Source organism: Caballeronia udeis, assembly GCF_001544555.2.
Classification (GTDB): Bacteria; Pseudomonadota; Gammaproteobacteria; order Burkholderiales; family Burkholderiaceae; genus Caballeronia; species Caballeronia udeis.
Genome location: NZ_FCOK02000014.1, coordinates 55365 through 81412 on the forward strand (window position 1 = coordinate 55365; position 26048 = coordinate 81412).

At 61.7% G+C, this 26048-nt stretch carries 21 protein-coding genes; 6 read left to right on the top strand and 15 right to left on the bottom strand.

Translation table 11 applies throughout. From position 1 onward, the window contains the following. Nucleotides 1–338: 338 nt before the first annotated feature. The gene (locus tag AWB69_RS12760; RefSeq protein ID WP_062085276.1) at nt 339–2459 is read left to right on the top strand and encodes an FUSC family protein; all 2121 of its coding nucleotides are present in this window, start codon (nt 339–341) and stop codon (nt 2457–2459) included. 47 nt (nt 2460–2506) lie between these two features. Here the strand turns inward: AWB69_RS12760 and AWB69_RS48645 are convergent, their stop codons facing one another. Beyond that, the gene (locus AWB69_RS48645; RefSeq protein WP_062085277.1) at nt 2507–3820 is read right to left on the bottom strand and encodes a hypothetical protein; all 1314 of its coding nucleotides are present in this window, start codon (nt 3818–3820) and stop codon (nt 2507–2509) included. Between the two features lie 163 nt (nt 3821–3983). Next, on the bottom strand, nt 3984–4301 hold the full coding sequence (locus AWB69_RS50560) for an MgtC/SapB family protein (RefSeq protein ID WP_082913376.1): 318 nt from the start codon (nt 4299–4301) through the stop codon (nt 3984–3986). A 148-nt stretch (nt 4302–4449) separates the two neighbouring features. On the opposite strand from AWB69_RS50560, the gene AWB69_RS12775 reads away from it, so the two are divergent. Both AWB69_RS12775 and AWB69_RS12780 read left to right on the top strand, forming a co-directional pair. Further along, entirely contained in the window at nt 4450–5577 is a 1128-nt protein-coding gene (locus tag AWB69_RS12775) for an AGE family epimerase/isomerase (protein WP_062085279.1), read from the top strand. Between the two features lie 304 nt (nt 5578–5881). After that, on the top strand, nt 5882–6325 hold the full coding sequence (locus AWB69_RS12780) for a PaaI family thioesterase (protein ID WP_062085280.1): 444 nt from the start codon (nt 5882–5884) through the stop codon (nt 6323–6325). A 197-nt stretch (nt 6326–6522) separates the two neighbouring features. Here AWB69_RS12780 and AWB69_RS12785 read toward each other — a convergent pair whose 3' ends face one another. From AWB69_RS12785 to AWB69_RS12805, 5 genes are all read right to left on the bottom strand, one after another. Then, the gene (locus AWB69_RS12785; protein ID WP_062085342.1) at nt 6523–7371 is read right to left on the bottom strand and encodes an ureidoglycolate lyase; all 849 of its coding nucleotides are present in this window, start codon (nt 7369–7371) and stop codon (nt 6523–6525) included. A gap of 307 nt (nt 7372–7678) precedes the next feature. Continuing rightward, nucleotides 7679–8521 (bottom strand): amidohydrolase family protein, encoded by an 843-nt coding sequence (locus AWB69_RS12790; RefSeq protein ID WP_062085281.1) that lies wholly within the window; start codon nt 8519–8521, stop codon nt 7679–7681. Then, nucleotides 8518–9618: an aldo/keto reductase gene (locus AWB69_RS12795; RefSeq protein WP_062085282.1), complete on the bottom strand. Its 1101-nt coding sequence runs from the start codon at nt 9616–9618 to the stop codon at nt 8518–8520. The genes AWB69_RS12790 and AWB69_RS12795 overlap by 4 nt, the downstream gene beginning before the upstream one ends. 62 nt (nt 9619–9680) lie before the next feature. Beyond that, nucleotides 9681–11003, bottom strand: coding sequence for a UxaA family hydrolase (locus tag AWB69_RS12800; RefSeq protein ID WP_231937081.1), 1323 nt, complete (start codon nt 11001–11003; stop codon nt 9681–9683). Further along, complete coding sequence (locus AWB69_RS12805) at nt 10975–11313, bottom strand: UxaA family hydrolase (RefSeq protein ID WP_231937082.1); 339 nt, start codon at nt 11311–11313, stop codon at nt 10975–10977. The genes AWB69_RS12800 and AWB69_RS12805 overlap by 29 nt, the downstream gene beginning before the upstream one ends. Nucleotides 11314–11516: 203 nt before the next feature. Between AWB69_RS12805 and AWB69_RS12810 the strand changes: the two genes are divergently transcribed. Both AWB69_RS12810 and AWB69_RS12815 read left to right on the top strand, forming a co-directional pair. Beyond that, complete coding sequence (locus tag AWB69_RS12810; RefSeq protein ID WP_062085285.1) at nt 11517–12344, top strand: IclR family transcriptional regulator; 828 nt, start codon at nt 11517–11519, stop codon at nt 12342–12344. A 169-nt stretch (nt 12345–12513) separates the two neighbouring features. After that, complete coding sequence (locus tag AWB69_RS12815) at nt 12514–13059, top strand: hypothetical protein (RefSeq protein ID WP_062085343.1); 546 nt, start codon at nt 12514–12516, stop codon at nt 13057–13059. Between the two features lie 95 nt (nt 13060–13154). Here the strand turns inward: AWB69_RS12815 and AWB69_RS12820 are convergent, their stop codons facing one another. Further along, the gene (locus AWB69_RS12820; protein ID WP_062085286.1) at nt 13155–15557 is read right to left on the bottom strand and encodes a bifunctional acetate--CoA ligase family protein/GNAT family N-acetyltransferase; all 2403 of its coding nucleotides are present in this window, start codon (nt 15555–15557) and stop codon (nt 13155–13157) included. 286 nt (nt 15558–15843) lie between these two features. Here AWB69_RS12820 and AWB69_RS12825 point away from each other — a divergent pair, with 286 nt between their 5' ends. After that, complete coding sequence (locus AWB69_RS12825; RefSeq protein ID WP_062085287.1) at nt 15844–16713, top strand: LysR family transcriptional regulator; 870 nt, start codon at nt 15844–15846, stop codon at nt 16711–16713. A 66-nt stretch (nt 16714–16779) separates the two neighbouring features. Here AWB69_RS12825 and AWB69_RS12830 read toward each other — a convergent pair whose 3' ends face one another. The 7 genes from AWB69_RS12830 to fae form a co-directional block, all read right to left on the bottom strand. Then, the gene (locus AWB69_RS12830) at nt 16780–19467 is read right to left on the bottom strand and encodes a fimbria/pilus outer membrane usher protein (RefSeq protein ID WP_062085288.1); all 2688 of its coding nucleotides are present in this window, start codon (nt 19465–19467) and stop codon (nt 16780–16782) included. Nucleotides 19468–19640: 173 nt separating this feature from the next. Then, nucleotides 19641–20393 carry a fimbrial biogenesis chaperone gene (locus AWB69_RS12835; RefSeq protein ID WP_062085289.1) on the bottom strand — a complete coding sequence of 251 codons (753 nt, stop codon included), beginning with the start codon at nt 20391–20393 and terminating at the stop codon, nt 19641–19643. 84 nt (nt 20394–20477) lie between these two features. Next, a complete protein-coding gene (locus tag AWB69_RS12840; RefSeq protein WP_062085290.1) occupies nt 20478–21038 on the bottom strand; it encodes a fimbrial protein in 561 nt (186 codons plus the stop codon). 358 nt (nt 21039–21396) lie between these two features. After that, the gene (locus tag AWB69_RS12845; RefSeq protein ID WP_407923036.1) at nt 21397–22737 is read right to left on the bottom strand and encodes an MFS transporter; all 1341 of its coding nucleotides are present in this window, start codon (nt 22735–22737) and stop codon (nt 21397–21399) included. Between the two features lie 159 nt (nt 22738–22896). Beyond that, entirely contained in the window at nt 22897–24342 is a 1446-nt protein-coding gene (locus tag AWB69_RS12850; RefSeq protein WP_062085292.1) for an NAD-dependent succinate-semialdehyde dehydrogenase, read from the bottom strand. Continuing rightward, a complete protein-coding gene (locus AWB69_RS12855; protein ID WP_062085293.1) occupies nt 24339–25376 on the bottom strand; it encodes an aldo/keto reductase in 1038 nt (345 codons plus the stop codon). Before AWB69_RS12855 ends, AWB69_RS12850 begins: the two co-directional genes overlap by 4 nt. A 61-nt stretch (nt 25377–25437) precedes the next feature. Beyond that, entirely contained in the window at nt 25438–25977 is a 540-nt protein-coding gene (fae, locus tag AWB69_RS12860) for a formaldehyde-activating enzyme (RefSeq protein ID WP_062085294.1), read from the bottom strand. Between the last annotated feature and the right edge of the window lie 71 nt (nt 25978–26048).

The following is a 26048-nucleotide window of genomic DNA, read 5'->3' on the forward strand; positions in this document are numbered from 1 at the left end:
CGTTTTCGCCACATCCGAACCGGATCCAGGGCCTGAAATCAGCAGGAATTACTGGATTCCGGGGGTGACTGGAAACGGGACCACGGCCGGGAACCGCGTGTTCGCGAAAAACACCGGGCACCTGATATTTTTGGCTGGATTTACATCGACTTCTACATTGACTCTTTGGGCTCGGATTTTTGTTCTTCGAAAATTGTTGCGCAACCACCGCGCGGCCGAACCGGTGTTCAGGATCCACACGCGCCCCGGATAGAACCGTTCACGCGCGTCACGCAGCAACCACCCGGTCACGCAGCAACCACCCGATTACCGGCACTCACCCCTTGATAAGCCAGGCCATGTTCCGCCTTCGCAACTTCCACCGGCAGTCTCGACAAGCGGCAAGCCGCCGCTCAAAAGCGTTCTCCCGGACGCTCGATTCCATCACGCGCCACCGGCCCGTCTGGATGGTTTCCTTCGCGTTAAGCCAGGCCGATTTGTCCGAAGGGCTGCGGGCCGCGTTCGCATCCACCGCCATGCTGCTGCTCGGCAACCTGCTGCACATGCCCGAGTTCTCGTGGGCGGCCATTGGGGCGTTCTGGACCTGTCTCGCCGATGCCGCCGGCTCAAATCGAATGCGGTTTGCGTCCATGACAGGCTTCGCCGTGCTGTCCACCGTCTGCGGGGGACTGACCGCGTATGCGTCCGGCGTGGGCATCGTGGCTGCGGCGCTCGCCGTCCTGGTCTTTTCGTTTCTCGGCGCACTGGGGCGTGTGTGGGGTGCGGCGTCCGCCCAGGTCTCCATTCTTGCCGCGACTGCCTGCGCAGTGATGGTGGACAAGCCCATCCATGGATCGCGCGGGGAACTGCGCTTCCTCGCGCTCTACTTCGTGGGCTGCCTGTTCGCGACTGCGCTCAGCTTCACCGTGTGGCGGATCCATCCGTTCGGCGCCAGCCGCGCGGCCATGCGATCGGCTTATGCGAGCCTCTCGGATATCGCGAGCGACAGCGCCCGGTTGCTCAAGCGAGAAAGCGCCGGTTTCGGCGAATGGGCCTCGCATGCTGCGCGTTTCCGGGGCCAGGCCCGCAGCGGCATCGAACTGGCGCGCAAGGCGCTTGCACGCGTGCCGTCATCGAAGACAGACCGGCGGGACACGTACAACATGCTGCTGCTCGCGCTCGCCGACAGCGAACGGATCTTCGCGTACCTGATTGCTGTCACCGATGCCTGCGAGCGCGGCCATCATCGCTTGCCCAATCTGCCGCGTGCAGTGCGTGTGCTGGACGCCTTCGCCGAAGTTCTCGCGCGGCTCGCACGGTCCATTGCCGATCAACCCTGGGAGCCGCCCACCGCCCTGCGCGACCGGCTGCAGGCGCTCGCGCGCCAGCTTGAAGTTGCGTTGAGCGAGACCGTGTCGTTGCGCTTCGATATCGACTTCAGCGAGCTTGAATCCCCGGCTCGGCGACGCGCAAGCATGTGGCCGGCTGCACTCACGACCTTGAAACGTGGCGTGGAAACCTTGAAGGCGAATGCATCGACGCAATCGATAGGCGCGCGCCATGCCGCTCGCGTCGGGGTAGCCGCGACAGCAGCCTTCCTGACCGTCAGGCTGCTGCATCTGCCCTTCGGTTACTGGGCGACGATGGCCACGCTCCTGATCCTGCAGCCGTCCATTGCGACCAGCTGGCCGCGCAGCATCGAGCGTGCGGCGGGGAGCATCGTAGGCGGATTGCTCGCGGCCGCCATAGGCCTGGTCGTTCATTCACCGATAGCGATCTCGCTGGTGGTGTTCCCGCTGGTCTGCGCAACGATGGCCTTGCGGCCCGTCAGCTACAGCTTGTTCGTGTTGTTCATCACACCGGCCTTCGTGCTGGTCGCCGACTTTGCGGCACCGGGTGGCGCCGAGCTTACCTACGCCGTGATACGCCTGGAGAACAATGTATTCGGCTGCGTGATCGCGCTGCTCGCCACCTTCCTGCTATGGCCAAGCCGCGAACCCAGCCGCTTCAGCGATCGGTTGGCAAAGGCCGTGTCCGCGAACCTTGATTATCTTGGCGCATCGCTGGGACGGGGTGAAGAGAGTGAGATCGAGCTGGAACGGCTGCGTCGTGCAGCGGGGCTGGCCAGCAATAACGCGGAAGAGGTGCTGGCTCGCCTGAGGCTGGAAAAACTCGATACGAGTCACGACGACCGCACCGGCTCAACGGCGCTCGCGCTGTTGCGGCGGGTGGCGGGCACGGCGACCCGGGCTCGCTTTGGCCGTGCGGGTGCGGCTCCGAACCGGGATCTTGCGGCGTGGATTGAAAGCGTCGGCAAGGGTATCGAAGAGCGGATCGGGAGTGATGCGGGCAGCGCTGGACCCGATGCTCAGGAAGTCTTTCCCAAACAGGGTCTCTCGCTGCTCGAAGCGGACGCCGTCAATCAGGTGGTGTTGCTGCGCCGCTTGTTGATTGAACACGCCGACGGTCTGAAACGCTGATACCGGTGTTCGGCGCGCGGTGGGTTTGCCCATGCGCGTTCTGACTATCAATGCGATTTGCTTTGAGCCCGCTTCGCGGCACGGCTGTATGGCACGGAGTCCGGGTTCTTGTTGACGGCGGCTGCGCTCGCATTGCCCCGGTTCGGAACCTCGACGGTGGCCGAATCGGTATCGAAGAAAGACGCCAGCGTGGCCTGCTGAGTCAGCATCAATTGCTCGATGCGCTGTTGCTGCACCGTGTTTTCACGCGCCAGGCGAGTCAGCGCAATGGTCTGCGCCACACCCGCCGCGACGCTCACAAGCAGCACGCAGATCACGATCATCAAGACGGTTTTTACCCGCCGCGACAAGACCGCCGCCGCGCCGCGCTGGTCCGCTATCACGGCATACAACGCGTCGATGGTGTCCGCGTACGCGGTCGCGCGAGCGGTATCGAGTTCCGAGGCCTCGCGGGAGGCCGCCTGAGGGGTGTTTGAGGCGGTTGGGCGGGTTCGGCGATCATCGTCGATCAATGCCGCCGCCAGCGATTGCGGCGGCTCGCGGTGCGGGTTTGCTGCGGCGCGGGCAGTTTCACGGAGGGTGGCGGACGGGGCGTTCGCCGGCTTCGTGGCGGGTGTGGTGCCCTGTGCTCCCGGCGACCCGGGCACAACTTGCGCGACGGCCCCGCTCGGCTCGCCCTTCTCTGCCGCCGTCTCAACTTCGGATGCGACGGCGACCGGTGACGGACCAGTCATCGACACGTTCCGCGCAGCACTCCTGGCGCGCGCCGCCGATGCGCGCTTGCCGGACCCTTGCCCACGCCCTTCTCCCGATACCGCCATGGCCGTTGTTCCTTGCGAACCATCGTCCAGCGGTTCGGGCTGGACCGGGCCGGCAACCACGTCATGGGTTGCGACGACATCGTCGAACATGAGGTCCAGCGTTGCAGCGTCGGCCGTCTGGTTGTCCGTTTGCATCGCCTCCACGTCGTCGCGCAGCGCTGCGACGCTCGATAACGCCCCGCCGCGCAACGGCCGCGCCGACGCCGACACGCTGTCATCGGCAGGCACAGCCGCCATGAATACTTCGGGCAATTCGAAGCCGGGTAACGAAGTTTGGCGGATATCGGTATTCAACGCCTGGAGCGTGGCGCGCTCCGCGTCTTCGGCAAACAGGTCGAGCGTGGGCGCGCCGTAGGGCGCCCGGCTCAGCTGCGCGAGACGCTGCGCCGAGCGCGCGGCACGGGCGAGCTTGGCATCGGCATCCGATTCAGCCGGACGACCGGCGGAAGCAGACGTAGAAGCAGGAGCGTTACGACGCGACCCGGCGGTATCGGCAGGATCAGCAACTTGGCGAGCGGGATTGACGGCGGAATCTGGCATAAGTCGATGATTGACAGCACGCGGTCAGACGCGACCCGGGCGGCTAACAACACGCCCGATGAAGCGGCCCGGCCTGGCGCCTCGCAACGGAAAAGCGGCTGCATGGGTTTTCGAGGCCGCATTGTCGCATGCCTGCACGCCCGGACTGCGGATGCGCACAGTCTCAGGCCGGGCCTTCTTCCTTGAATTCCCGTACGGTTTCGAGCGCGCGCAGCCGTGTGCAGATCGCTTCGTATTCATTCGACGATACTCGCGAAAGCTCGACCTGCACTTCATCGGGATCGGGGGAATCGTCGCTTTGCTGCACCACGAACTGCTTCACACGCACGCTGCCGGCCCACGACAGCCGTTCGCGCTCGAAACCGATCACGCTGCCGAGCGCCGCGGCCAGCACCAGGCGGGAAATGAGTTCTACGTTGCCTACATGAGTGGATTTGCTCCTTATAAGTGTTCTGTGATGGGATGATGGCGCGGCGTCCATGCAAAAGCGGCCGCAGATAAACCGCCGTTGTGCCGAAGCGCGCGCGTTTTGATTTATCCTTGGTGCCCCGCATCGGGCGGCGCACCGGACAGGTTCCACGCGCGCCGCCGCGCGCAACTGCCAAACGCAACCACCATCGGTAAGCCGTATGCACGACCCAGATCCAACCGCCGCCACACCCCCGAGCGCCGCCGCCCTCCGTGCGCACTATCACCACGTCGTGCTGCCAATCTGGCGTGGGCCGGGCTTCAACACGGTGTTGCGGCTGGCGTTCGAGGCGGTCGCCGAGGACGGCCGCACACCCTTGTCGCCACAGCGTTATCGCGCCATGGCCTGCGCGCGGCAGCTATTCGTGTTCTCGCAAGCAGGCGATATCGATCACGCCGATACGCTGTTCGCTTCGCTTCGGACCTATTTTCAGGACACGAAGAACGGCGGTTGGTTCTATAGCGTCGACGCAAGCGGCGCGCCGCGTGAGCGACACAAGGACCTCTACACGCACGCATTCGTGATTTTTGCGTGCGCGGAGTACGCGAAACGGGCCGGTGCGGCGGCGGCCGAGGAAGCGCTGGCGGTGCTTGAGGAAACGTCGGTGGTGATTGAAGAGCGGATGGCAATCAGTGGCGGTGGCATTGACGGCTTGTTCAGTTCGGCCATGGCGGAAGATTTTTCGACGGTGCTTGGGCCGCCGCTGCAAAACCCGCTGATGCATCTGACCGAAGCGTGGCTCGCCGCCCGTGAGGCGACTGCGGATCCACGGTTCGATCGACGGTTGGAAAAGCTTGCAGCCGCATTCGCACGGGCTTTTGTGCATGACGAAAGCGGTTGCATCGCGGAATTGACGATCGGCAGCGCCAATAACTGGCTGGAACCGGGTCACCAGTTCGAGTGGCTGTTTCTCGCGGAAGCCAGCCGGCACCCGGCTTTCGATGCAGCGGGCCTGAATCGGGCGCTAGTCCGCGGGTTCGATTTCGTCCAGCGGCACGGAGTCGATCCGGTGACCGGCGGCGTAGCGGCGTCGCTGAACGAACAGGGCGGCGTGATCGATTCGACGCAGCGCATCTGGGCCCAGACCGAATATCTGCGGGCTCTCGCGACGCATGCGGATGAGTCCGCGCGCGCGCAACTGCCAGCGCAGATCGCGCGTTTTGCCAGACGTTTTCTGCGACCGCAAGGGTGGATCGAGAGCCAGTCGGCGGAAGGTCTGGTCATGCGTGCGGAATTGCCGTCGACAACGCCTTATCACCTAGCTACCGCCTACGCCGCGTTGCCCTGACAACGCACGTCCAGCGCCCGCCGCCCGGCGCTCTCGCGGAATCAAATGCCTCGCCAAGCCGCGAGGCATTTTTTATTGCGGCTGGAGAAATCAGCGCGATGCCGAACGCTTTGCGCGCTTTCGTTTCAAATCGCGGAGAAAGTTCGTGCAAACCCGGTAATTTCTCCACGATTTTGAGATCGTCCTTGCGGAGTGACCATGCGCTACCTACAGTCTTGTGCAGGACCGCGACGAAGGCTCCTGCCTCGGTGCGGATTGTGGGACTCACGCTGACTGGACCGAAACCAAGTGTAGGAGTGTCCGAATGGCCGAAATTGTCGATATCGCACGGGGCGCATTGAATGCGCAGCCGTTTAGCGCCTTGCTGGGTACGAAGCTCATGCAGGTCGACTCCTCGAGTCTCACGCTGTGTCTGACCATCCGCGACGAACTCAGGCAACAACACGGTTTTGTGCACGGCGGCGTAGTGAGTTATCTCGTCGATAATGCGTTGACTTTCGCTGGCGCATTGCGCCTGGGACCGAAAGTGGTCACGGGCGAATACAAGATCAACTATTTGCGGCCGGCGGTTTCCGGCACGTTGATGGCGCGTGCGCGCGTGGTCTACGCCGGGATGACGCAGGCGACCTGCCAATGCGACGTGTACGTCACCGACGGCGGCGCCGAACGGCTCGTGGCGGTCGCACAGGGAACCATTCACCGGATCAGCGAAATGGCTGCGGAGCTTGAGCCGGTGTTTAACGAGTGAATGGGGGTTGGGGCGTTGGCTTTATGCGTTTAAAGGTTAATTCGGTGGCAACATTGCGGCCCTGACCGCGGAGCTATCGCCGTGAACCTGCTGTAAAAAAGGTCGTTCCAACCACCGTTGGAACGACCTTTTTTTAAGCGCGCCGGCCCGGCGTTAATTTGCTCGCCGGCTTGGCTGGTTGCGTCGCAATAAACGGCTTATTTCGCGTCGACGGTACGCTGCTGCTGCTCGCCCAGGCCCTGGATCCCGAGCCGCATTGTCTGTCCGGCCTTCAGGTAGACCGGCGCCGGTTTGACGCCCATGCCCACGCCCGGCGGCGTGCCGGTGGAAATAACGTCGCCCGGTTGCAAGCTCATCACCTTCGACAAATACGACACCAGCGCGGCCACGCCGAATACCATCGTCTTGGTACTGCCATTCTGGTAACGATGCCCGTCCACTTCGAGCCACATATCGAGTTGCTGCGGATCGGCGATTTCGTCTTTCGTGACCAGCCACGGGCCGATCGGGCCGAAGGTATCGAAACCCTTGCCCTTGTCCCATTGCGTGCCGTGCTCGAGCTGCCATTCACGTTCGGAGACGTCGTTGATCACGCAATATCCGGCGACGTAATCCAGCGCGTCCGCTTCGCTGACGTACTTCGCTTCACGGCCGATCACCACGCCGAGTTCGACTTCCCAGTCCGTTTTCTTCGAGTTACGCGGAATTTCAACGTCGTCGTTCGGGCCGCAAATAGCGCTCGTCCATTTACCGAAAAGCACCGGCTCGGTCGGCACAGGCAGATTCGATTCTGCTGCGTGATCGGCGTAATTCAGTCCGATGCAGACAAACTTGCCGACGCTTCCCACGCACGGGCCAATGCGCGGTTCGCCCGGCACTTCGGGCAGCGAGGCCGGATCGAGCGCGCGCAACTTGGCCAGCGTGGCGTCGGACAGCGCCGCGCCGGCGATGTCGTCGACTACCTTCGACAGATCGCGAATCTTGCCGTTCTGATCCAGCAAACCCGGTTTTTCCTGACCCTTCGGCCCATAGCGCAGCAGTTTCATCGTGAGTGATCCTTCAGTTTTCAGGTTTTGATTCGGTTTCGAGATATTCAGCTTGAGCGGCTGTTTTGATCGGGTGAAGTCGCTCGAGCTTGCTTTCGATCGCTTGCGGTTAAATGAATCGGCCGGTCGTGAGCGACGATTCAACGGATGCGGGTTACAACCATAGCATCGCGATTCCTGCGTGCGGAGTCACGGAATCCCGCGCGGCTTTGTCGCCAATCTTTTTACCATCCTCTGCTTTCGTTGCAATTGCAGTTGAGGAATTCCGGGTATACCGCGCTCATTCTTCATGCGTTTTGCTCAACTTTCACAGCCGATAAAACTCGCGCGCGGTGTCCCCGAAGATCCACTGCTGCGCAGACGCGTCAAGGTGTGACGTCAACTGTCGCGCCGCGTCAAACCAGTGTGAATAGTCACCGTTCAAGTTCAGCACCGGCCAGTCGCTGCCCCACATCAGCCGCTCAGGCCCAAAACGATCGAGGAGATGATCGACATAAGGCTTCAGCGTAGCGACAGCCCAGCCGGGCGCGGCTTCGGTCGCGAGACCGGACAATTTGCAAACGAGCCCTTGTGGCAGCGCGGCCAGTTCCGCTATACCGTCCGCCCAGCTTTGCCAGGCCGCATGACCGTCCTTGATTTGCGGCTTCGCACCATGATCGACAACAATTCGCAGCTCAGGAAAGCGCGCCGCGAACACCTTCAACGAAGGGACATGGCGCGAAAATATCAATGCATCGAAGGCGAGATCGTTTTTGATCAGTGCGCGAATTGCCGGAGCGAGAGCTGGACTTTCGATCCAGCGGTCATCCGGCAGGTCCTGCAGCATCGGACGCACGCCCTTGAACTTGGGTTCGCGCGCCAGTTCGTCGATCAGCTCCACGCTATCCGGCGCGTCAAGTGGTACCCACCCAACTATACCGGCGACAGACGCGTCGTCGCGAGCGAGATCAAGCAGATAGCGCGTTTCATCGACCGTAGGCGCAGCCTGCACCACCACCGTCCGCGCAACGTGCGCCGCTTCGCGAAGCGGCTTCAGGTCATCAGGACCGAAAACCCGGTACAAGGTCTGAAGCTCGGGCGTCAACCAGCCATAGTCACCACGCGACGGATCCCAGAAATGCTGATGCGCATCAATACGTTCAGCGCTCATGGTTTGCCTGCGTCAGCGTGATCTGAGCCTGCTTGATCCAGGTGCGGCACAGGCGCCGCACGATGCAACAAACCAGCCGCTCGCAACTCGTCCCACAAAGCATCAGGCAACGGATCGGCGAACGAAGCCGCGTTCAAGCGCACTTCCTCTGGATTTCGTGCGCCCATCAGGACCGTGGCCACAACTTTATGCGCATAAGGAAACTGCAGGGCCGCGCTCGACAAGGCGACGCCATGCGCATGGCATATCCGTTCCAGCGAATCGACTCGTTCGATAATCAACGGCGGCGCATCGACGTAATTGAACTTTCGGTTGTCGGCTTTTGGCGCTGTATCGGACGTCAGTCCTCGCGCGAGAATGCCCGAATTGAACGCACCTCCCAAGATGAGGCTGACGCCGCGCTTCTCGCATTCAGGCAGCAAGTCGTCGAGTACCGCCTGCTCCAACAACGTATAACGTCCCGCCAGCAACGCGCAATCGATGTTGAATTCAGCCATCACGTCCAGGATGGCCGCGCCTTCGTTCACACCGAGTCCAACGGCCTTTACGCCACGCGATGTGCGCAGTTCATCCAGCGCGCGGAAACCGCCTTCATCCGTCAGTTGCCGCCAGTAGCGCGCATTGTTGTCGCCGTGCGTGGCGCGGCCGATATCGTGGATCAGCACGATGTCGATATTGACAATACCCATGCGCTGCTGGCTATCTTCGAACGATCGAAGAATGCCGTCGTAGGTGTAGTCGAAAATTGCCTGGAATGGCAACGGGTCCGACCAGCCTTCGCTGCCATCGTAAGGCGTGGTGCGCGGGACAAAATGACGGCCGACCTTCGTCGACAACACGTAGTCTTCACGCGGGTATCGGCGCAACGCATCGCCGAGCCGGTGCTCGGCTTTCGTGTGGCCGTAATGCGGAGCGGTATCGAAGAAACGGATGCCGCTTTGCCACGCTGCGTCCACGGTCGCTTGCGCGTCAGCCTCGGAAAGATCGTGATACAGGCCACCCAGCGGTGCAGTGCCCAGCGACAACGCCGTGACTTCCAGCGAGGTTTTGCCCACTTTGCGCTTTTTCACAACGGGATTTCCTGTGATCGGGTTCATTGGGTCCGCCTGATGAGTTGGACTGCTGCGTTGGACTGCTGCTTGGGGCCAATAAGTCAGGTTCAGATCGAAGTAATCGCTACCGCATACCGCGGCGTCGCGTTCGCCGGCAGGCACGCCGGACCAACCGGCTCAAAAGTCTTGTAGGTCAGGATGAACTCCTGATGACCGAGGGACTCCGACTTCGACGCGGCGCCGGACGCCACGCGCACGGTGGCATCGAATACTTCACGGCCGACTTCATCGAGCGTCGCGCGACCTTCCAGGATGCGGCCCGCATCCACATCCATGTCGCCCGAGAGATTGCGATATGTCGCCGGATTAGCGCAAATCTTGATGACGGGCGAAATGGCTGAGCCGACCACCGACCCACGTCCCGTTGTGAACAGGATCACATGCGCGCCGCACGCAATCAGTTCGCCGATTTCCGCGTTGTCGCTAATGTTCGGAAAGCCGAAACGCGGTTCGCCATCGGGAACGACGTCAAGCAGATACAAACCGCCGACGGGCGGAATGTCACCGGGTTTGATGATTCCCACAATGGGCGATGCGCCGCTTTTCGCATACGCGCCGAGTGACTTTTCTTCCTGCGTGGTGAGACCGCCATCCGCGTTGCCGACCGCGAATGAACCATGTCCCATGGTCGAGTAATAGCGGGCGGCCTTGTCTACGCACGCGACAATTTCGCGACCCAATTCGGGGCGCGCGGCCCGGCTTTCCATGTGGAATTCGCAGCCGACCAGCTCCCCGGTTTCCTCGAAAATGCAGGCGGCGCCGGCGTCGATCAGCGCATCGAACGCGCGGCCCACAGCGGGATTCGCCGTAATGCCGCTCGTGCCGTCCGAGCCGCCGCAAATCGTGCCGACGATCAATTCGTCAAGCGCCATTGGCACCTTCGGTTGCTGCGCGAGCGTCGCGCGTACCTCGCGAATCCAGTCGATGCCATTCTGGATCGTGCTGCGCGTCCCGCCCTTTTCCTGGATCGTCAGGACCTCGGCCGGGCGGCCGCTCGCGCGCACGGCGTCGACCAGATAGTGCTTGTTCATGCTCTCGCAGCCTAGCGAGACGAACAGGACCGCGCCCACGTTCGGATGCGCGGTCAGCCGCTCCATCATCTTTTCGGCATAACCGTTAGGGTAGCAACCCGGAAAGCCGATCAAGTGGACCGGTGGTTCCTGCTCGGCCGTGGGGTCGTCGAAGGCGTCGAACGCCGGACGAAACTGCGTGACGATTTCCCGCGCGACGTGATGCGCGCATTCGACGAGATAAGCGACCGCGATTACATTGCGGATGCCCTTGCGGCCATCGGCGCGCAGGAAGCCTTGAAGCAGCGGAGGGGTGGTGGCCGTCATTGGCTTAGCGGTCCCGGTGATCCACGAACGCATGGCCGGCGTCGTGGGTGTACGTCGGCAGATAGTCGCTCTCGAGATTGTGGGTATGCAGATGTTCGCCAGACTGAACGTCCGACGTCACATGGCCAATGATCGCGCCATACCGAAGCACTTTTTCATCGGTCCGCAACGCGCGCCGTGCGACTTTGTGCCCAAGGTCGATGGTCTTCGCAAGCGTGACGATCTCCCCTTCGATCTGCACACGCTCCCCGGCTTCCAGACGAGCGCCCGCTATCAGGCAATTGTCCTGCGGGCTTTGCAGAATGAGCCGGGCGTCAGTGGGCTTGTGAGGGACTTGCTGCACAGAAACTTCCTTGAGAACGGACGGCATTCGGGCGGCATTCAGGCGGTTGTATGAGCAATGCCGCGGGTTTGCATCAGTACAATCATTTATCAGTGAACGTATTATTCATATGCGGACAAGTCGAAGTCAAGCTAAGTGCGCCGTTGAGCGGTCCGTGTTTTCCCTTAGCATCTTGCTTTTAAGCGACCTAACTGAAGGCCATCATGCAGGCAGACGATCCCACCGACGCCGACCGGTACCGAGCACCCGCGCTGGATAAAGGTCTCGATATCCTCGAACTGCTCGCGGAGCAAAAGGATGGACTCACGCGTGCCGAGATCACGAAATCGCTCGGGCGCAACGCCAGCGAGATGTACCGGATGCTCGAGCGGCTGGTCGCGCGGCAGTACGTGGTGCGCTCGCCCGCGGGCGACCGTTATTCGCTGAGCCTGAAGTTGTATGCGCTCGCGCACCGGCACCCGCCGATGAACCGTCTGATCGCGGAAGCCTTGCCGATCATGCAGCGTTTCGCCGATCGCGCAGAGCAGTCGTGTCATCTCGCCGCCTATGACCGTGGCAATCTGCTTGTGATCGCCCAGGTCGACGGGCCGGGAACATGGGGGATTTCAGTGCGGCTCGGCGCACGGGTTGGATTGATCGATACCGGTTCGGGACGCGTGATCCTCGCGTTCCAGAGCGCCGAACAGCGGGCCCATATGCTTGCGGAGCACACACGTGTGAAGGGTGAATCAGCGCTCGATCCGCTCGCGCTGGAAAATGCGTACCGGCAGATTCGTGCGGATGGGTTTCTCCATAAGGAAAGTCAGCAAACCTTCGGCGTGATGGACGTGAGTTTCCCGCTGCTCGGCCCGTCCGGCCAGGCGATTGCGACGCTGACGTGTCCGTATCTCAGGCGTATCGACGAATACGTGGCGCCTTCCATTAGCGAGGTGAGCGCGCTGCTGGGCGAAGCGGCGGCGGCTCTGTCGATGTTTCGCGAACCGGATGTGGAGTTCGGCGATTCGCGCGATTCGAGCGCGGCATGGACGTAGCAGAAGGCGGCGGATAGAAGGCGGAAGATTCACCGGCCGGATTCGGTTGAAAGATCCGGTTCGGGATTCGGCAGGCTGCAGATTCGCGCAACGCGTTAGAATGGCGACCCTCTCAAAAAGCGGATCGTCGCTTCCCGTGACGTTTCGCGTCTTTTTTCTACGCAAGGCAATGGCGAAACTCCTCTCCGATCCCGAATTCCAGCGCTTCTCCGAACTTCAGCAAAAGCAGTCCAGCTTCACGATCACGAGCGAGGAAGCGGACGAGTTGCGCGATATCGTCGCTCGCGCGCAGCAAAAGCGCGACGACCGCGCGGCCGCTATGCAGTCGATCGAAACGTTTATCTCGCAGTTCGACATTGGCGCGGACGAACTCTTTACAGCCGACCAGATTGCCGATGCAGCACGCAATTTCGGCCTGATTCCCGCAGCGAAGAAAGAGCGCGTGCTGCCCCCGCAGTTGTCGTTCAACGGCAAGCCGTACCAATGGACCGCTCGCGCACTGCCGGACGACATTCGCGTACCGTTGTTCGAAGCGTTCACGTCGGGTGCGTCGGTGAAAGCGTTTATTGCCACGCCCAAGGACACTACGCGTTGCGCGGCGACTATTGCACGTCTTGAGCGCGAAACCGGCAGCGCCTACGCCGATGCGTGGCTGGAAGAACTCGCCGTATCTCGCGCGCAAGTCGACGAAGCGCTCGCCAAGCTGCCAGCTTGATTCGAACAGCGGCAGTCGCGGATAAGCGAACCGCGACCGCATTCCGGCCGCTCATTGCGGCGGCCGGTTTTCAACGCCGATCCCCTTCATGGCCTTCATGACGGCAGCGCGTTGCCGTTGGTATCGGCTTCGGTATTGGTATCGGCTGCGGCCAGGCGCATCCTGAAACCGGTCACGCCAGGGTCCTCAGTGGCCGTTATCTCGAATCCCAAACGGCGCGCGAGTCCGATCATGCCGGTGTTCTCGCGCAATGCCTCGCCGACCAGCCAGCGTGTCCCGCGCGCCCGGCAATACGCAATGATCCGCGTCAACAACAACAGTCCCAGCCGCTTGCCCTTCTGATCCGAGCGCACCGCGACCGCGAATTCGGCCGTCTCGTTGTCCGGATCTGCAACAGCGCGCGCCACCCCAAGCGTCTCGATCGCGTCGTGTTCACCCGTGACCGCGATAAACGCCATTTCACGGTCGTAGTCGATCTGCGTCATCCGGGCAAGTTGCGTGTGATCGAAACTGCGCACTGAACTGAAAAACCGCAGACGCAAATCGTCCGGTGTCATCGCGGCGACGAAGGCGCTGTGAGCGGCTTCGTCGTCGGGGCGGATAGGCCGCACGGTGATACATAAGCCGTTCCAGTCGAGCATCTCCTCCAGTTGCCGCGGATACGGCTGAATGGCGAGCGGCGTGCGATGCGCGGCGAGCGTCAGATGCGGTTCATAGACCAGGACCGCCTGGCGGGTCACGCATACCGTCAACCGCAGCGCGACAATCTGCTCGATCTCGCAGACGGCCTGCGACAACGCTGTCAACGCCGCTAGCAAGTTCTCCGCCGGGAGTTCGCGCGCTCTAGGTGAACGCATCACGAGATCGCGTGCCAACACCGGGTTGAGCGGCGGAAGCGCGAATTCGTGCGGCGCGTCGGGCAGCCCGAGCGCGCCAACGGCCTTGAACTCGAACACCGGTCCGAACACACGATGGTTCAGCAAGCGGACGTCGATCTGGATGGCGTCTTCGCTCCGCGGCCCCGCCGATCCCGCCTTCACCATCACGCCGAATTGCGCCAGCACCCGCGACGCCCGCTCGCCGTCCAGTTCCGCGACGCCCGCCGCCAACGCGGCCATGACCTGAGCCTGCGCGCTGTCCAGCGCGACCACCGTCTGAGGACGTGGCCCGTCGGGCGTCTGCATCAACAACTCGCGTCCCTGCCGATAGTCTACGAGCCGCGCGAAACCCCGCGCCAGGCGTTGGGGCGTGGTATGCACAGGAATGCCATGGGCGTGCAACGCATCGCGTGTGGCCTGGTCCACGCAGCCGAAAAAGCAGGTCAGCAAACCGCGATACGCGTGGCTTTGCTGCTCGATCAGCATGCGCGCGACTTCTGCGACAGGCGCGGTGTGCGTTGGTGCGTGGACCACGAACGCCGTGCCGGTGTCGCGATGCGGCGCTAGCGCTTCGAGCGCCGCGCCGAAGTCCGCGGCAGTTGCGGTATCTCCCAGTTGCAGCGGATTCTCAAGCCGGGCGCGCGGCAAAACGGCGCCGACCGATACGCGCGCGGCCTCGGGCCAGAGCGCCAGCGCGTCGCCGGCCGCGGCAAAAGCGTCGGCCGCGAGAGCGGCCACGCCGCAATCACTGGTGATAACCGTCGCCCGGTCGCTCGCAGCCACACGACCCACGCCGAGGGTCTCGATTTCGTCGAGCAGGTCGTCAAGGGAATCCACGCGCACGAGGCCGGCGCGCCGGAACGCGGCGCTATAAAGCGCGTCGAAAGGATCGTCGTGGCCTGTGCGTAACACCAGCACGGGTTTGTTGCGCGCCGCCGCCCGTGCCGCCGACATGAATTTGCGCGCCATTTGCACCGATTCGATGGCCATCAGGATCGCGCGCGTCCGAGAGTCGCTTGCGAGGAAATCGAGGATGTCCCCCACGTCGACATCGGCCTCGTCGCCCAGTGCAACCACCCGCGAAAAACCCAGGCCACGTGCGTTCGCCCAGCCCATCACGCCGTTGGTCAGCGCGTTCGACGCCGATACCCAGGCCACCCCGCCCGCCGCGATGGCGCATGACGGCGCGCCCAGCACAGCGCCCAAAGCGGGCGTCATCACGCCGACACTCGCGGGACCGGCCACGCGCAGCAAAAACGGCCGAGCGGCCGCCAGCGTGCGACGCGTCCAGTCCTTACCCTCCAGGTCCCCCGCCTGCCCGATTATGACGACCGCCCGCGTGCCACGCTCCCCCAGGTGCCCGACGATCTGCGGCCACGTATGCGGCGGTGTGCACAGCACCGCCACGGTCGGCGCGTCGGGCAAGTCTTCGATGCCCGCAAAAACCGCGGCCTCATTCAACTGACGATGCTTCGGATTCACTGGCCAGACGGGGCCCGCGAAGTTGGCGGCGCTCAGTCGCGACCACACCATTTCGCCAATACTGCCAACACGCAGCGACGCCCCGATCACGGCGATCGACTTCGGGTTGAACAGTGCGTCGAGATTACGTACGGTCATGCGGCCTCCATATCGGGAATGTATCGAGCATAGGCGATTCGCGCGCCCCCAACCACTAGCCGGATGGCCTATGTCCCGCCTGTTCCAGCAACCGCTCTCACGTTTCCTGATGCCCAGTATGAGAATTCATTTTGTTTCAGCGTCAACCGAACGGGCTATTGTTTCGCACCGGGAACCAAGGTAATTTGATCGAACGCGGGGCAGGAGCGATTCTGGTTCGCAATCCAGGAGGCACGTTTACTCGGCCATAAAGAAAACCGGGAAAGTTGGGCGGTAAGGAATCACTATGCGACACCTTCCATCGTTGATTGCGCTGCGTTTCTTCGAAGAAACCGCGCGTCATTTGAGTTTCAATCGCGCGGCGCGAGCGTTGTGCGTCACACAAGGGGCTGTAAGCCGTCAGATCAGGCTACTGGAAGAGTCACTGGGCGTGAAGCTTTTCGAGCGCGACCATAAAGGAATCCGCTTGACGCAGGCCGGCGTGTTGCTGATGCCATCGGTGACCGAGGCATTTGACGTGATCGAGCGCGGAACGCGTCACCTGACGGGAACGGTCGAGCGCAAGCGGTTGATTGTGTCGTTACCGCCCACCTACGCAACGCAGTGGTTTTCGTCGCGGCTAGGCGCACTCGCGGAGCAGTTGCCGGACGTCGATCTGTCTATTCGGACGCAGGAAAGCGACGAGTGTCATTGCAGCGTGCGCTTCGGTCGCGACGCTGCTGCGCATGGGTGGTCGGAACTGCTGACGGTGGAGCGGCACGCGCTCGTGGGGTCGGCATCATTCGCCGGGACACCGGTCGAGATCCTGCTGGATCGATTGCCCGCGCTTCACGTGCTGCACGAAGATGTGCGCCTCAACCTGTGGCCGGACTGGCTGGCGAAAGCAGGACTACCGCCGCGCTATGCCGAGAATGGTATTGAATTTTCAAATCTGCAGCAGGCGATCCATGCGGCGCGACGCGGCGTGGGACTCGCCGTGGTAGATCTGAACATGATTGCCGATGAGCTGACCGAGGGTGCACTCGTGAGGATGTCCGACGTCGATATCATCGGGCCGTTCGGATACTGGCTGGACGTGCCAGAAGCACATCGCGACGCCAGCACCGTGACCGCCTTTGCGGAATGGCTGCGCCATGAAGCGGTCCTGCCAGTTTGAACACAAGTCTCGGCTCAGGATTGAAGTTCGATATGGACCTCAACCGGACATCAGCGTGACCCCGCTCTAGCGTGCAACAGTCGCCGGCTGGGCCGTACCCGCTACACGTTGTTCCCCGCTCGCCACCGTTTCACTTCCCGTGCCACTCCCCGCCACGCAATGCGACTGCAGCGACAAATACCCGGGGTTATACGCCTTCGCCTCTTTCTTCGGCAACGTATAGCTGATCCGGCACTGCTCGACCGGACCACTGCCCCATTTCACCGTCAGCGCCCCTTGATCTTCAAGACCGCGTGCAAATATTCTGCTATCCTGACCGACCACACCCACGCTCCTACCTTGTTCGTCTTCCACACTCGCTCCAAATGGCAACGTTCCACCACCCAGTTTCGGCGCCTGAATCAATGCCGCGCGCCCGCTCACCGTCTCGTACTTCACCATTACTATAGAGCCTGCACGCGGCGCCACTTGCGCTGACGTCGATTTAAATTCCACATCCGTGGACGTGCCCTTCGGATCAAGATCCACCACGTTCATGCTGTACGGCGACAGGTACGGAATCACCGCATATCCACGCCCATCCACCTTCGTGCCCGGTGAACTCGTCACCATTGCACCGGCCGCATCAGGTGCTTCCACAATGCCGATCGTATCGCCCACCGTCTGCGAGAACGTCACCCCACCCGGGTGCGCCACCACCGAACCCTGCACACCGGCCGACACCTGGCGCGTGCCCGCACCGCCACTCGCCGACGCGTTCAACGTCGCGTAAGGCGCGCGATACGTGGCGCTCACCCCCGCATTGCCGTTGTTCGCCGACGTGCCTCCCGCGTTATACGTGCCATATCCGTTGTACGAGAACTGGTTCGTTTCGCCTAGCGAACCACTCACGTTCGCCTGCATGTTCGTTGCGCCATCGGAGTTGTGCGAGGCGTTCGTGGTCAGCATCGGCGCATGCGCCGTGTGACCCAGCGGAATGGTGGTGCTCAGCATGAAGTCGTTGGACATCGTGCCGTCCATCGACCGTGTGCGCCCAGCCGTCAGGCTGTACGTGCCGTACTTGAACGAGTTGGTGTAGCCGGCCTGGAACAGCGTGTCGGCACCGCCCCGGTTCCAGTAGTTCTGCGACGACCCCGTCACGAACATCGTGCCATGGTCACCCAGCTTTTGATTCACCGACACCTGCATGCGATTGCGCTGCCGATAGATCGAGTTGATATCGCCACCATGGTCCGCAATATCCCTCACTGACGCGGCGTCGTTCAGGTTCATGTAACCCGCTGTCGAGAACCGGTACGCCGCCACGGAGATGTTGGTGTCGGTAGCCGCAATAAACTTGCTGTAGCCCACGCGCAAGCTCGTGCCGTGCATCGACTGCGCGTTCGGGATGCTCGTGAAGGCGCCCGTCACGTCCATCGAGAACGCGCCCATGCCCGTGTTCAACGCACCGCCCACGTTCATCGCCCCATAACCGGTCGATGCCACCACGCCGCCATAGGCGGTGATCGTGTTGGTAAAGCCGCGCTGGATTGTGAACTGCGCGAACACGGGTTTCGTGTCGAGCGAATCGTTGCGCAACTGGCCCGCTGTCGCGCTGAAACGCGTGACGCCGGGGCGCAGCAGTTGCGCCACCGATGCAAACGGCACCGTGAACTCCTTGCTGCGGCCATCGGCTTCAGTCACTGTGACCACGAGGTCGCCGCCGTAGCCGGTCGAGTACAGATCGTTGATCTCGAACGGACCCGGTGCGACGTTCGTTTCCTGCAACACCTGGCCGTTCTGACGGATCGTCACGCGTGCATTCGTTTCAGCGGTACCACGCACGACCGGTGCGTAACCGCGCATCGATTCAGGCAGCATGCGGTCGTCGGTGGCGAGTTGCACGCCGCGAAACGAGATGCTGTCGAAGATCTCGCCGGTCGTGCTGGCATCGCCCACGGTCAGTTGCGCGCCGAGCTTCGTCACGTCGCGCTGCGCATACGTCGCAATGTTGTCGAACTGCGTCTTCTGACCCGTGCCGGCCGACACCGACGATTGGTGGCGGATATGCCACGCGCCAATGTTCACGCCGGCGCTCAGGCCCAGGTAGCTTTGGCTCGAACCCACACCCGAACCTTCCGTGTGGTACGTGTTCGCGTTGTAGCTGATGAAACCGCCGTTCACGCCCTGGTCCCACTGCTCGGGCGACACATAGCCACGCGCGGAATTTTTCATGAAGGCCTGCGGCACGCTCAGTTCAAGCGTCTGTTGCGTGAAGTCGAAGTCAACCGTTGCGCCCGGTACCAGGGTGCCTATTTCATCGCAGGCTTCGGCATGGGCTGTGGTCGTGGTGCGTCCGGCGGCTGCATCGGCCTTCGCCAGATCCACCCCCGCGCGCTGCAGCAGCGCACGGCTGAAACACGGCTTCGAGCCGAGCTTGCCGTTAGTCGAAGCAAAGCGGATATCCTCGCGCGCCAGACGGTTCCCGTTCACGATCAGGTCGACCGGGTACGTTCCCGGCGACACCGCGTTGCCGCGCGTGAAACGGCTCGTGTCAACCGCACTGCCCGCCTCGCCCCGCAGATACATGTTGTCGAAACTGACTTCATCGACTGCGCCCGTCTGGGTTTGCGGTGTAACCGCGGCATCGGCCACGGCCTGGGGAATCGCCGCGCACGCCATCATCGAGAAAGCGATCGCGGCCAGCGGCTTCAGACGCAGTCGGAACAGGTCCTGGCCTTGACTAGAGAAAGCGGGTTGAGCGACGAATTTCATGATGTAGCCTGCGATGGTTCGGTCGATTCGGACGCGACTTGACCCACCGGGCTGTAGAAACAGTCCGCTCGGTAAAACGCGTGTTGAGTGTTTGGTGTTGAGGAAGGCGTCGGCTTGGGTACGGCTCGCGACGTCTTCAGTGCGCCCCCGTGGGGGACGCAGCCTTGCGAGCCTTACGGTGCGATGGGCGCCTCGAACGGCAGCGCGCCGCCGAAATCGCTGATACCCGAGTACTTCACGTGAGCGTTGGCGGGAACCGTCTTGAGGTTCTTCACCGGAAATTGCGCCGTGCCGAGTGGCTCGACCATGCCGCCAATATCATTCGTATAGGTCTGGCCAGCACCCACTACGTCGATCTTGCTGAACGACACGTAGTACGCCGTCGGATTGGTCGCCTTCACGTCGTAGCCCTTGCTGTCAGCCGAGGGCACCAGCTTCCAGGTCAGTTTTCCCGCCGCTTCCTCGGGCGTGCCTGGCAAACCCTTCGGGCGTGCAAACACCTTAATGCGGGTGCGAAACGCGAACTGCAGCGAGTTGACATCGGCGGTACCGGTGCTCTTCGCCGCCTTCGGCGGCACGTCCAGCACGTTCAGCCAGAATACCGACTCGCGGTCCTGCGGCAACGCATCGCCCGTGTACATCATCCGGATCGTCTGCGATTTCTTCGCATCCATGCGGAAGATCGGCGGGGTCAGCACAAACGGCGCGCTCGCCTCGCCCGGCTTCGCATCCGCGTTGCCCTTGTCCATCCAGACCTGCACCAGCGACGGTTCGGCCCGATCGTTCGTCAGCTTGACTGTCACCTCACGATTTTCAAGGGGATACACCACACGCGTGCCGCCCACGGTCACGCTCGCGCCCGCACTGCCGGCCGCGAGCGCCGCAACCAGACCCAAACCACATGCAATTCGACTCAGGGACTTCATGATTGATGTTTCTCCGTGAAAAACGTATCTCGAAATTTCGATCAAAAACAGGCACCTGCACCCGCAGATGCCTGCTCGTACGGCTTACTGGTAGTCGACCGTGTACTGCACCGAGGTGTTCACCGGACCGGCTGTTGCCTTGCCCGTGGCGTAGTACTCGGCGTAGTACTTCAGGTCTGCTGCGCCCGTAACAAGCTGCACGCCGTTGCCGGCAATGTCATTGTTCTCGCCGGTAACGATGTTGATCGGCAGACGTGATGCGTTGAGCAAACGAACCTGAACGTTCTTGGCGCCAGCAGGTGCTTGGTTCTCCAGATAACCGGTGTCCGAGTTGACCGTCGGGCCGTTTTCAAAACGAGCCACGGCCTTCGTTTCGGTCGAGCAGCCGCTCAACACGAAGGTCATGTCGGTGCCATCGGTCGTGCCGGCGGTTGCGCCCTTTGAAGCCAATGTGCTGGCCGTCACCGGCCGCAGCTTGACGTTCTTGTCAGCCGAGCCAGCTGTTTTTGTATCGATCGAGCAGGTCGTGTCCGTGACCGAACCGGTGAAGGTGATCGTGCCGTCAGCGGCATTGGCGCCGGTTGAAGCCAGAGCGATCGTAGCGAGGGTTGCAGCAGCGGCGACGGTGGAGAGGAAGGATTTCATGAACGTTTCCAATAGAGAAATGAATAAGGGTTATGTAGATACTTGCGGCGCTTAGGATTCCTATCCCAGTTGATGCCGACCGCGCAGTGCGAGCCACCATTTATTTCATCGTCTGGATTCGTGTGAGAGGCGATGAACTGGTTCGTCTGCGAGTGAATGAATATTAAGACCACAAGCTTCGGATGACCCTCGGAACTCTCTTAAAGAATTAGGACAAAATTGAGAATTACTAAGAGTGAAATGGTGCGGAGGGACGGAGGCGCTGGCGGGGCTTTGAATGCGAAAAAGGCGTCCGGGGCGGACGCCTTTTTAGAAAGGTGAGGGTTTTCGGGAGGTACTGCTTATGTGGGCGAGCGGGTTATGAGGAACCGCTCGCGGCACGCAATGTGAGGTTACGCGTCTCGGGCGCCCAGGCTATTGATACGATCATGCCGATCAGCAGCACAGCAGCTAACACCATCATTGTGTAATGAAACCCGATCTCCGCAATACCAACGGGCAAGAGGAACGTACCAATCGCCGAACCGAGCCGACTGCACGCAATGGCGAGCCCGACACCCGACGCACGTACTTCCGTCGGAAAACATTCGGGAGGGAAGACACCCACAAGATTGCTGAACGCCGACATCGTCAAGGTAAAGATGGCGAATGCAGCAATCATGGCGAGCGTTGCGGACGACGGCAGCAAGCTCATGGTCACAAGCATCGCGCAAGTGAGCGCAAACGATCCGATCAGGAAGTGTCGACGCGGCAACTTGATGGTCAGCCAGATTCCCAGCACCGCGCCAATGACGAGCACGGCGTTCAACAGCAGGTCCGCGCCGAAACCATTGCTCAGCCCGATCACCTTCAGGATGCCCGGCAGGAACGTATAGATCGCGAAGTATGGAATAACCAGACACACGAAGAAGCCGCAGTTGAACAGGGTCCGACGGATCAGGTCCGGCTGAAACAGGCGTGCGTAACCGTATTTCATGTTGGCGCCGGCCATTGCATCCTCGACGTCGAGCGTCACGCCAGGACCGAAATGCTTGCGCACGATGTCATTCGCTTCCTTCACGCGTCCCTTGCCAAGCAACCAGCGTGGCGATTCCGGCGTGCCAATGCGCAACAGCAGCACAATGAGCGCGGGAAGACTCGCGGAAGCAAGCAGCCAGCGCCAGGCGTCAGGCGCGGCGTCTCCGTAAGACATGCCGAGCACGTTCGCCACGACATAGCCGATCGTCCATACCACGCTGAATGAGCCGAGAAGCGCACCGCGATGCTTGCGGGGAGAAAACTCGGCGAGGATGGCATGTCCGACCGTGAAGTCACCGCCCATGCCAAAGCCGATCAACACCCGCAACGCGAACAATTCCATGGGCGACGTAGCAAAGAATTGCAGGAATGCCGCGACCGTGATGATGACGAAGCTGCTGAGGAAAATGCTCTGACGACCCAGTCGATCGGAAAGCCGGCCAAACACCAGACTGCCCAGGAAAATCCCGATCAGCGCGGAACTGCCGATCGCACCCATCCAGAATGAATCGAGCGGCATCTGCCGGTTCATCGACGCCAGCGCATATCCCACCGTGCCGAGCGCGTAACCTTCCGTAAAGTGAGCGCCAAAGGTAAGGCCCGCGATCTTCACGTGGAAGCGATTCAGCGGAATGTCGTCGAGTAAAACGGGTTTCGGCGTCTGTGGATCTTGCGGGTGAATGGGTGTTGTGCCCGCATGAAGCGGTGGACTGATCGGGAATGCACTACTTGATGTGTCCTGGTGACTCACTGCGTCTCCTTGCTTATACGTTCTCTAATGGCGCACGCCGCTAGCACGCTTGCGCGTGTCCATCGGCTTCAGGCGTTCGGCGTTTCGTGTTCAGCGTTCAATGCCCGTCAGGCCGCTGATCATCATGTATTTCAGTTCGGTGTATTCATCGAGGCCATACTTCGATCCTTCGCGTCCCAGGCCCGATTGCTTGACCCCGCCAAACGGCGCGACCTCCGTCGATATGATTCCTTCGTTGATACCCACCATTCCTGTCTCGAGTGCGTCGGCAACCCGCCACGCCCGGCCCAGGTCACGTGTATAGAAATAGGCGGCGAGTCCGAACGGGGTGTCGTTGGCAAGCGTGATTGCTTCGGCCTCCGTCTCGAAACGGAAACACGCGGCCACCGGTCCGAACGTTTCTTCCTGAGCGATCGACATGGTGCGGTTGGCGTGAGCGAGTACCGTTGGTTCGTAGAATGTCCCGCCCAGCGCATGGCGACGCCCGCCTGTTAGTACCATCGCGCCCTTGCTTAGTGCGTCTGCGACGTGATCGCCGACTTTCGTGAAAGCGGCCTCGTTGATAAGCGGTCCCTGATCGACTTCCTGTTCGAGTGCGTTACCCACGCGAAGCTTGCGTACGGCGTCGGTCAGGCGCTGAGTGAATTCGCCGTACACGCTCGCCTGGACGAAAAAGCGATTCACGCAGACGCAGGTCTGGCCTGTGTTACGAAACTTCGATGCCATCGCACCTTGTACCGCTGCGTCGAGATCGGCGTCGTCGAATACGATGAACGGCGCGTTGCCGCCAAGCTCCAGCGAGAGCTTCTTTAACGTGTCCGCGGATTGCGCGGCGAGCAGCTTGCCTACGCGCGTTGATCCCGTGAACGACAGCTTGCGTACCACGGGCGATGCGGTCAACGCCGCGCCGATTGCAACGGCGTTCCCGGATACGACGTTGAACACCCCCGGAGGAATGCCGGCTTCCTCTGCGAGGATGGCGAGCGCCAACGCACTCAACGGCGTTTCCTCCGACGGCTTCAGCACCATCGTGCAACCTGCTGCCAATGCGGGACCGGCTTTGCGCGTAATCATTGCGAGTGGAAAATTCCACGGCGTGATGGCCGCGACCACGCCGACCGGCTCGCGCGTCACGATAATCTTCGAGCCCGGCTTCGGGCTCGGGATCACGTCTCCGTAGCTGCGCTTTGCTTCCTCTGCAAACCACTCAAGAAAGCTCGCCGCATAGGCCACCTCGCCTTTTGCTTCCGCGAGCGGCTTGCCCTGCTCTCGCGTCAGCAATTCAGCGAGTGCATCACGATGCTCGAGCATCAGCTCTCCCCAACGCCGGACCCGGGCCCCGCGCTCTTTCGCGGTGAGTGCGCGCCAAACGGGGAACGCCATCTCCGCCGCGCGGATCGCTTGAAGCGTTTGCTCTGCGCCGGCTTTCGCGACATCGGCAATGACTTCGCCTGTGGCCGGATTGCGAACGGCGTACGTTTCGGCACTTTTGTGCCAGGCGCCGTTGATGTAATGCTCTTTGCGAAGCAGATTCATGCTGCGTCCTTGATCGGTTGAACGAAGTCGCCTTTCGGGGCGCGAGGTTCACGTGCGGTACGACACGCTGCCGTGTAGTCGTTGATGACATCGCACGGCGTGTAGTTGCGGTCGAGTTCGTACAACTCTTCAGCGTCCAGGCGGGTTCCCAGCGCACTGAGCGCGCTATCGAACTGGGCAGGCGAATCCGCACCCACCAGCATGCTGGCGACGCCTTCCCGCTGAAGCACCCAAGCCTGCGCAATTTGCGCCGCGCTCACGCCACGTCGCCTGGCTACACGGGCTACCGACGCCGCAATCTCGCGCGACGCCGCGTCGCCGTACATTTGCGAGGTGAAGAAGTCGGTCTGGTTACGCGTCGACGCGGTGTCGCATGTAAGAAGACCGCGCGCCAGCGGGCTGAAAACCGACACGCCCAGTCCCTGATCGGCGCAATACGGCATCATTTCTCGTTCTTCCTCGCGGTATGCAAGGTTCAACTGCAACTGCATGTTGATGGGTTTGTGCCAGCCATGCCGCTCGCAGATCTGGACAATCTTCGCCAGTTGCCACGTGTACATGGTCGATACCCCGATGTAGCGCGCCTTGCCCGAATGGACAATGTCGTTCAGCGCACCCATGGTTTCCTCCACGGGCGTAGCGGTGTCGAAGTAATGCAGCATGTAGATGTCGACATAGTCCATTCCCAGCCGCCGCAACGAAGCGTCTATACCGTCAAGCACGTGCTTGCGAGAATGACCACCGGCGTTTTGATACGAGCCCATGTCGTAGCCCACCTTGGTGGTCACCACGATTTCCTCGCGCCGCGCAAGGCGTCCGAGGATGCGGCCGACGACTTCCTCGCCGGCGCCTGCCGAATAGAAATCCGCCAGATCGATGAAGTTCACCCCCGCCTCCAAAGCATGGCGAACGATGGGCTCACTCTTCTGCTCGTCAAAAATCCACGGCTTCCATTGCGGCGTGCCCATGTTCATTGTGCCGAGGCACAGACGCGACACTTTCAGGCCTGACTGGCCCAGACGGACGAATTCCATTCTTTGAGTCTCCATGACACATGGCGACGGTTGCCGAGCACGGCACCGGCGCGCTGATTTTTTAGAGGGCTGCCTGTGGCAAGCGGGGGGTGTAGAAGGGATTCGATACTTCGCGCGCCGCGGCGAACACGTCTTCCTTCGACGGCAAGCCGAGCATGGCGGCCTTGATCGCGTTTTTCGCCGCGCGGTAGTTGTTGCGGAAGACGGCGTCGAGATCGTCGGTGGACGGGTTCACCCAGTTCGCCGATACCACGACCCAATCGTTTTCCGCTTCGGGTGGCAACGTCCCGTCTTCGAGCGACTCAGCAACCGCCTTCGCAATTCCCGCCTGCGATGCACCCCAGGTTGCATTGCCGTGAAATTCGCCGGCGATGGGGGCTTTGTTGACATACAGCGTGAGTGGTTTGGTCGGCACGCCAGGTTGCGCAATGACGACGAACGGCGCGTGGCCAGCTGAAGGCGTAGCAAGCGCGGTGGCGAACGCCTGGCCCGCGGGGCCATTGCGCGGGCCGACAAGCACGTTGATGTGAGCGAGATTGACGCCCGGTCCTTCAAAGCCCTCGCCGATATGGAGGGTGCGGCCGGTTTGGGGTGCTGGCATGGTGTTTTCCGTTCATGGAGTGGATCGATGAACAGATTGTGCGAGCGCGCATCGATGAAGAGGAATCGACG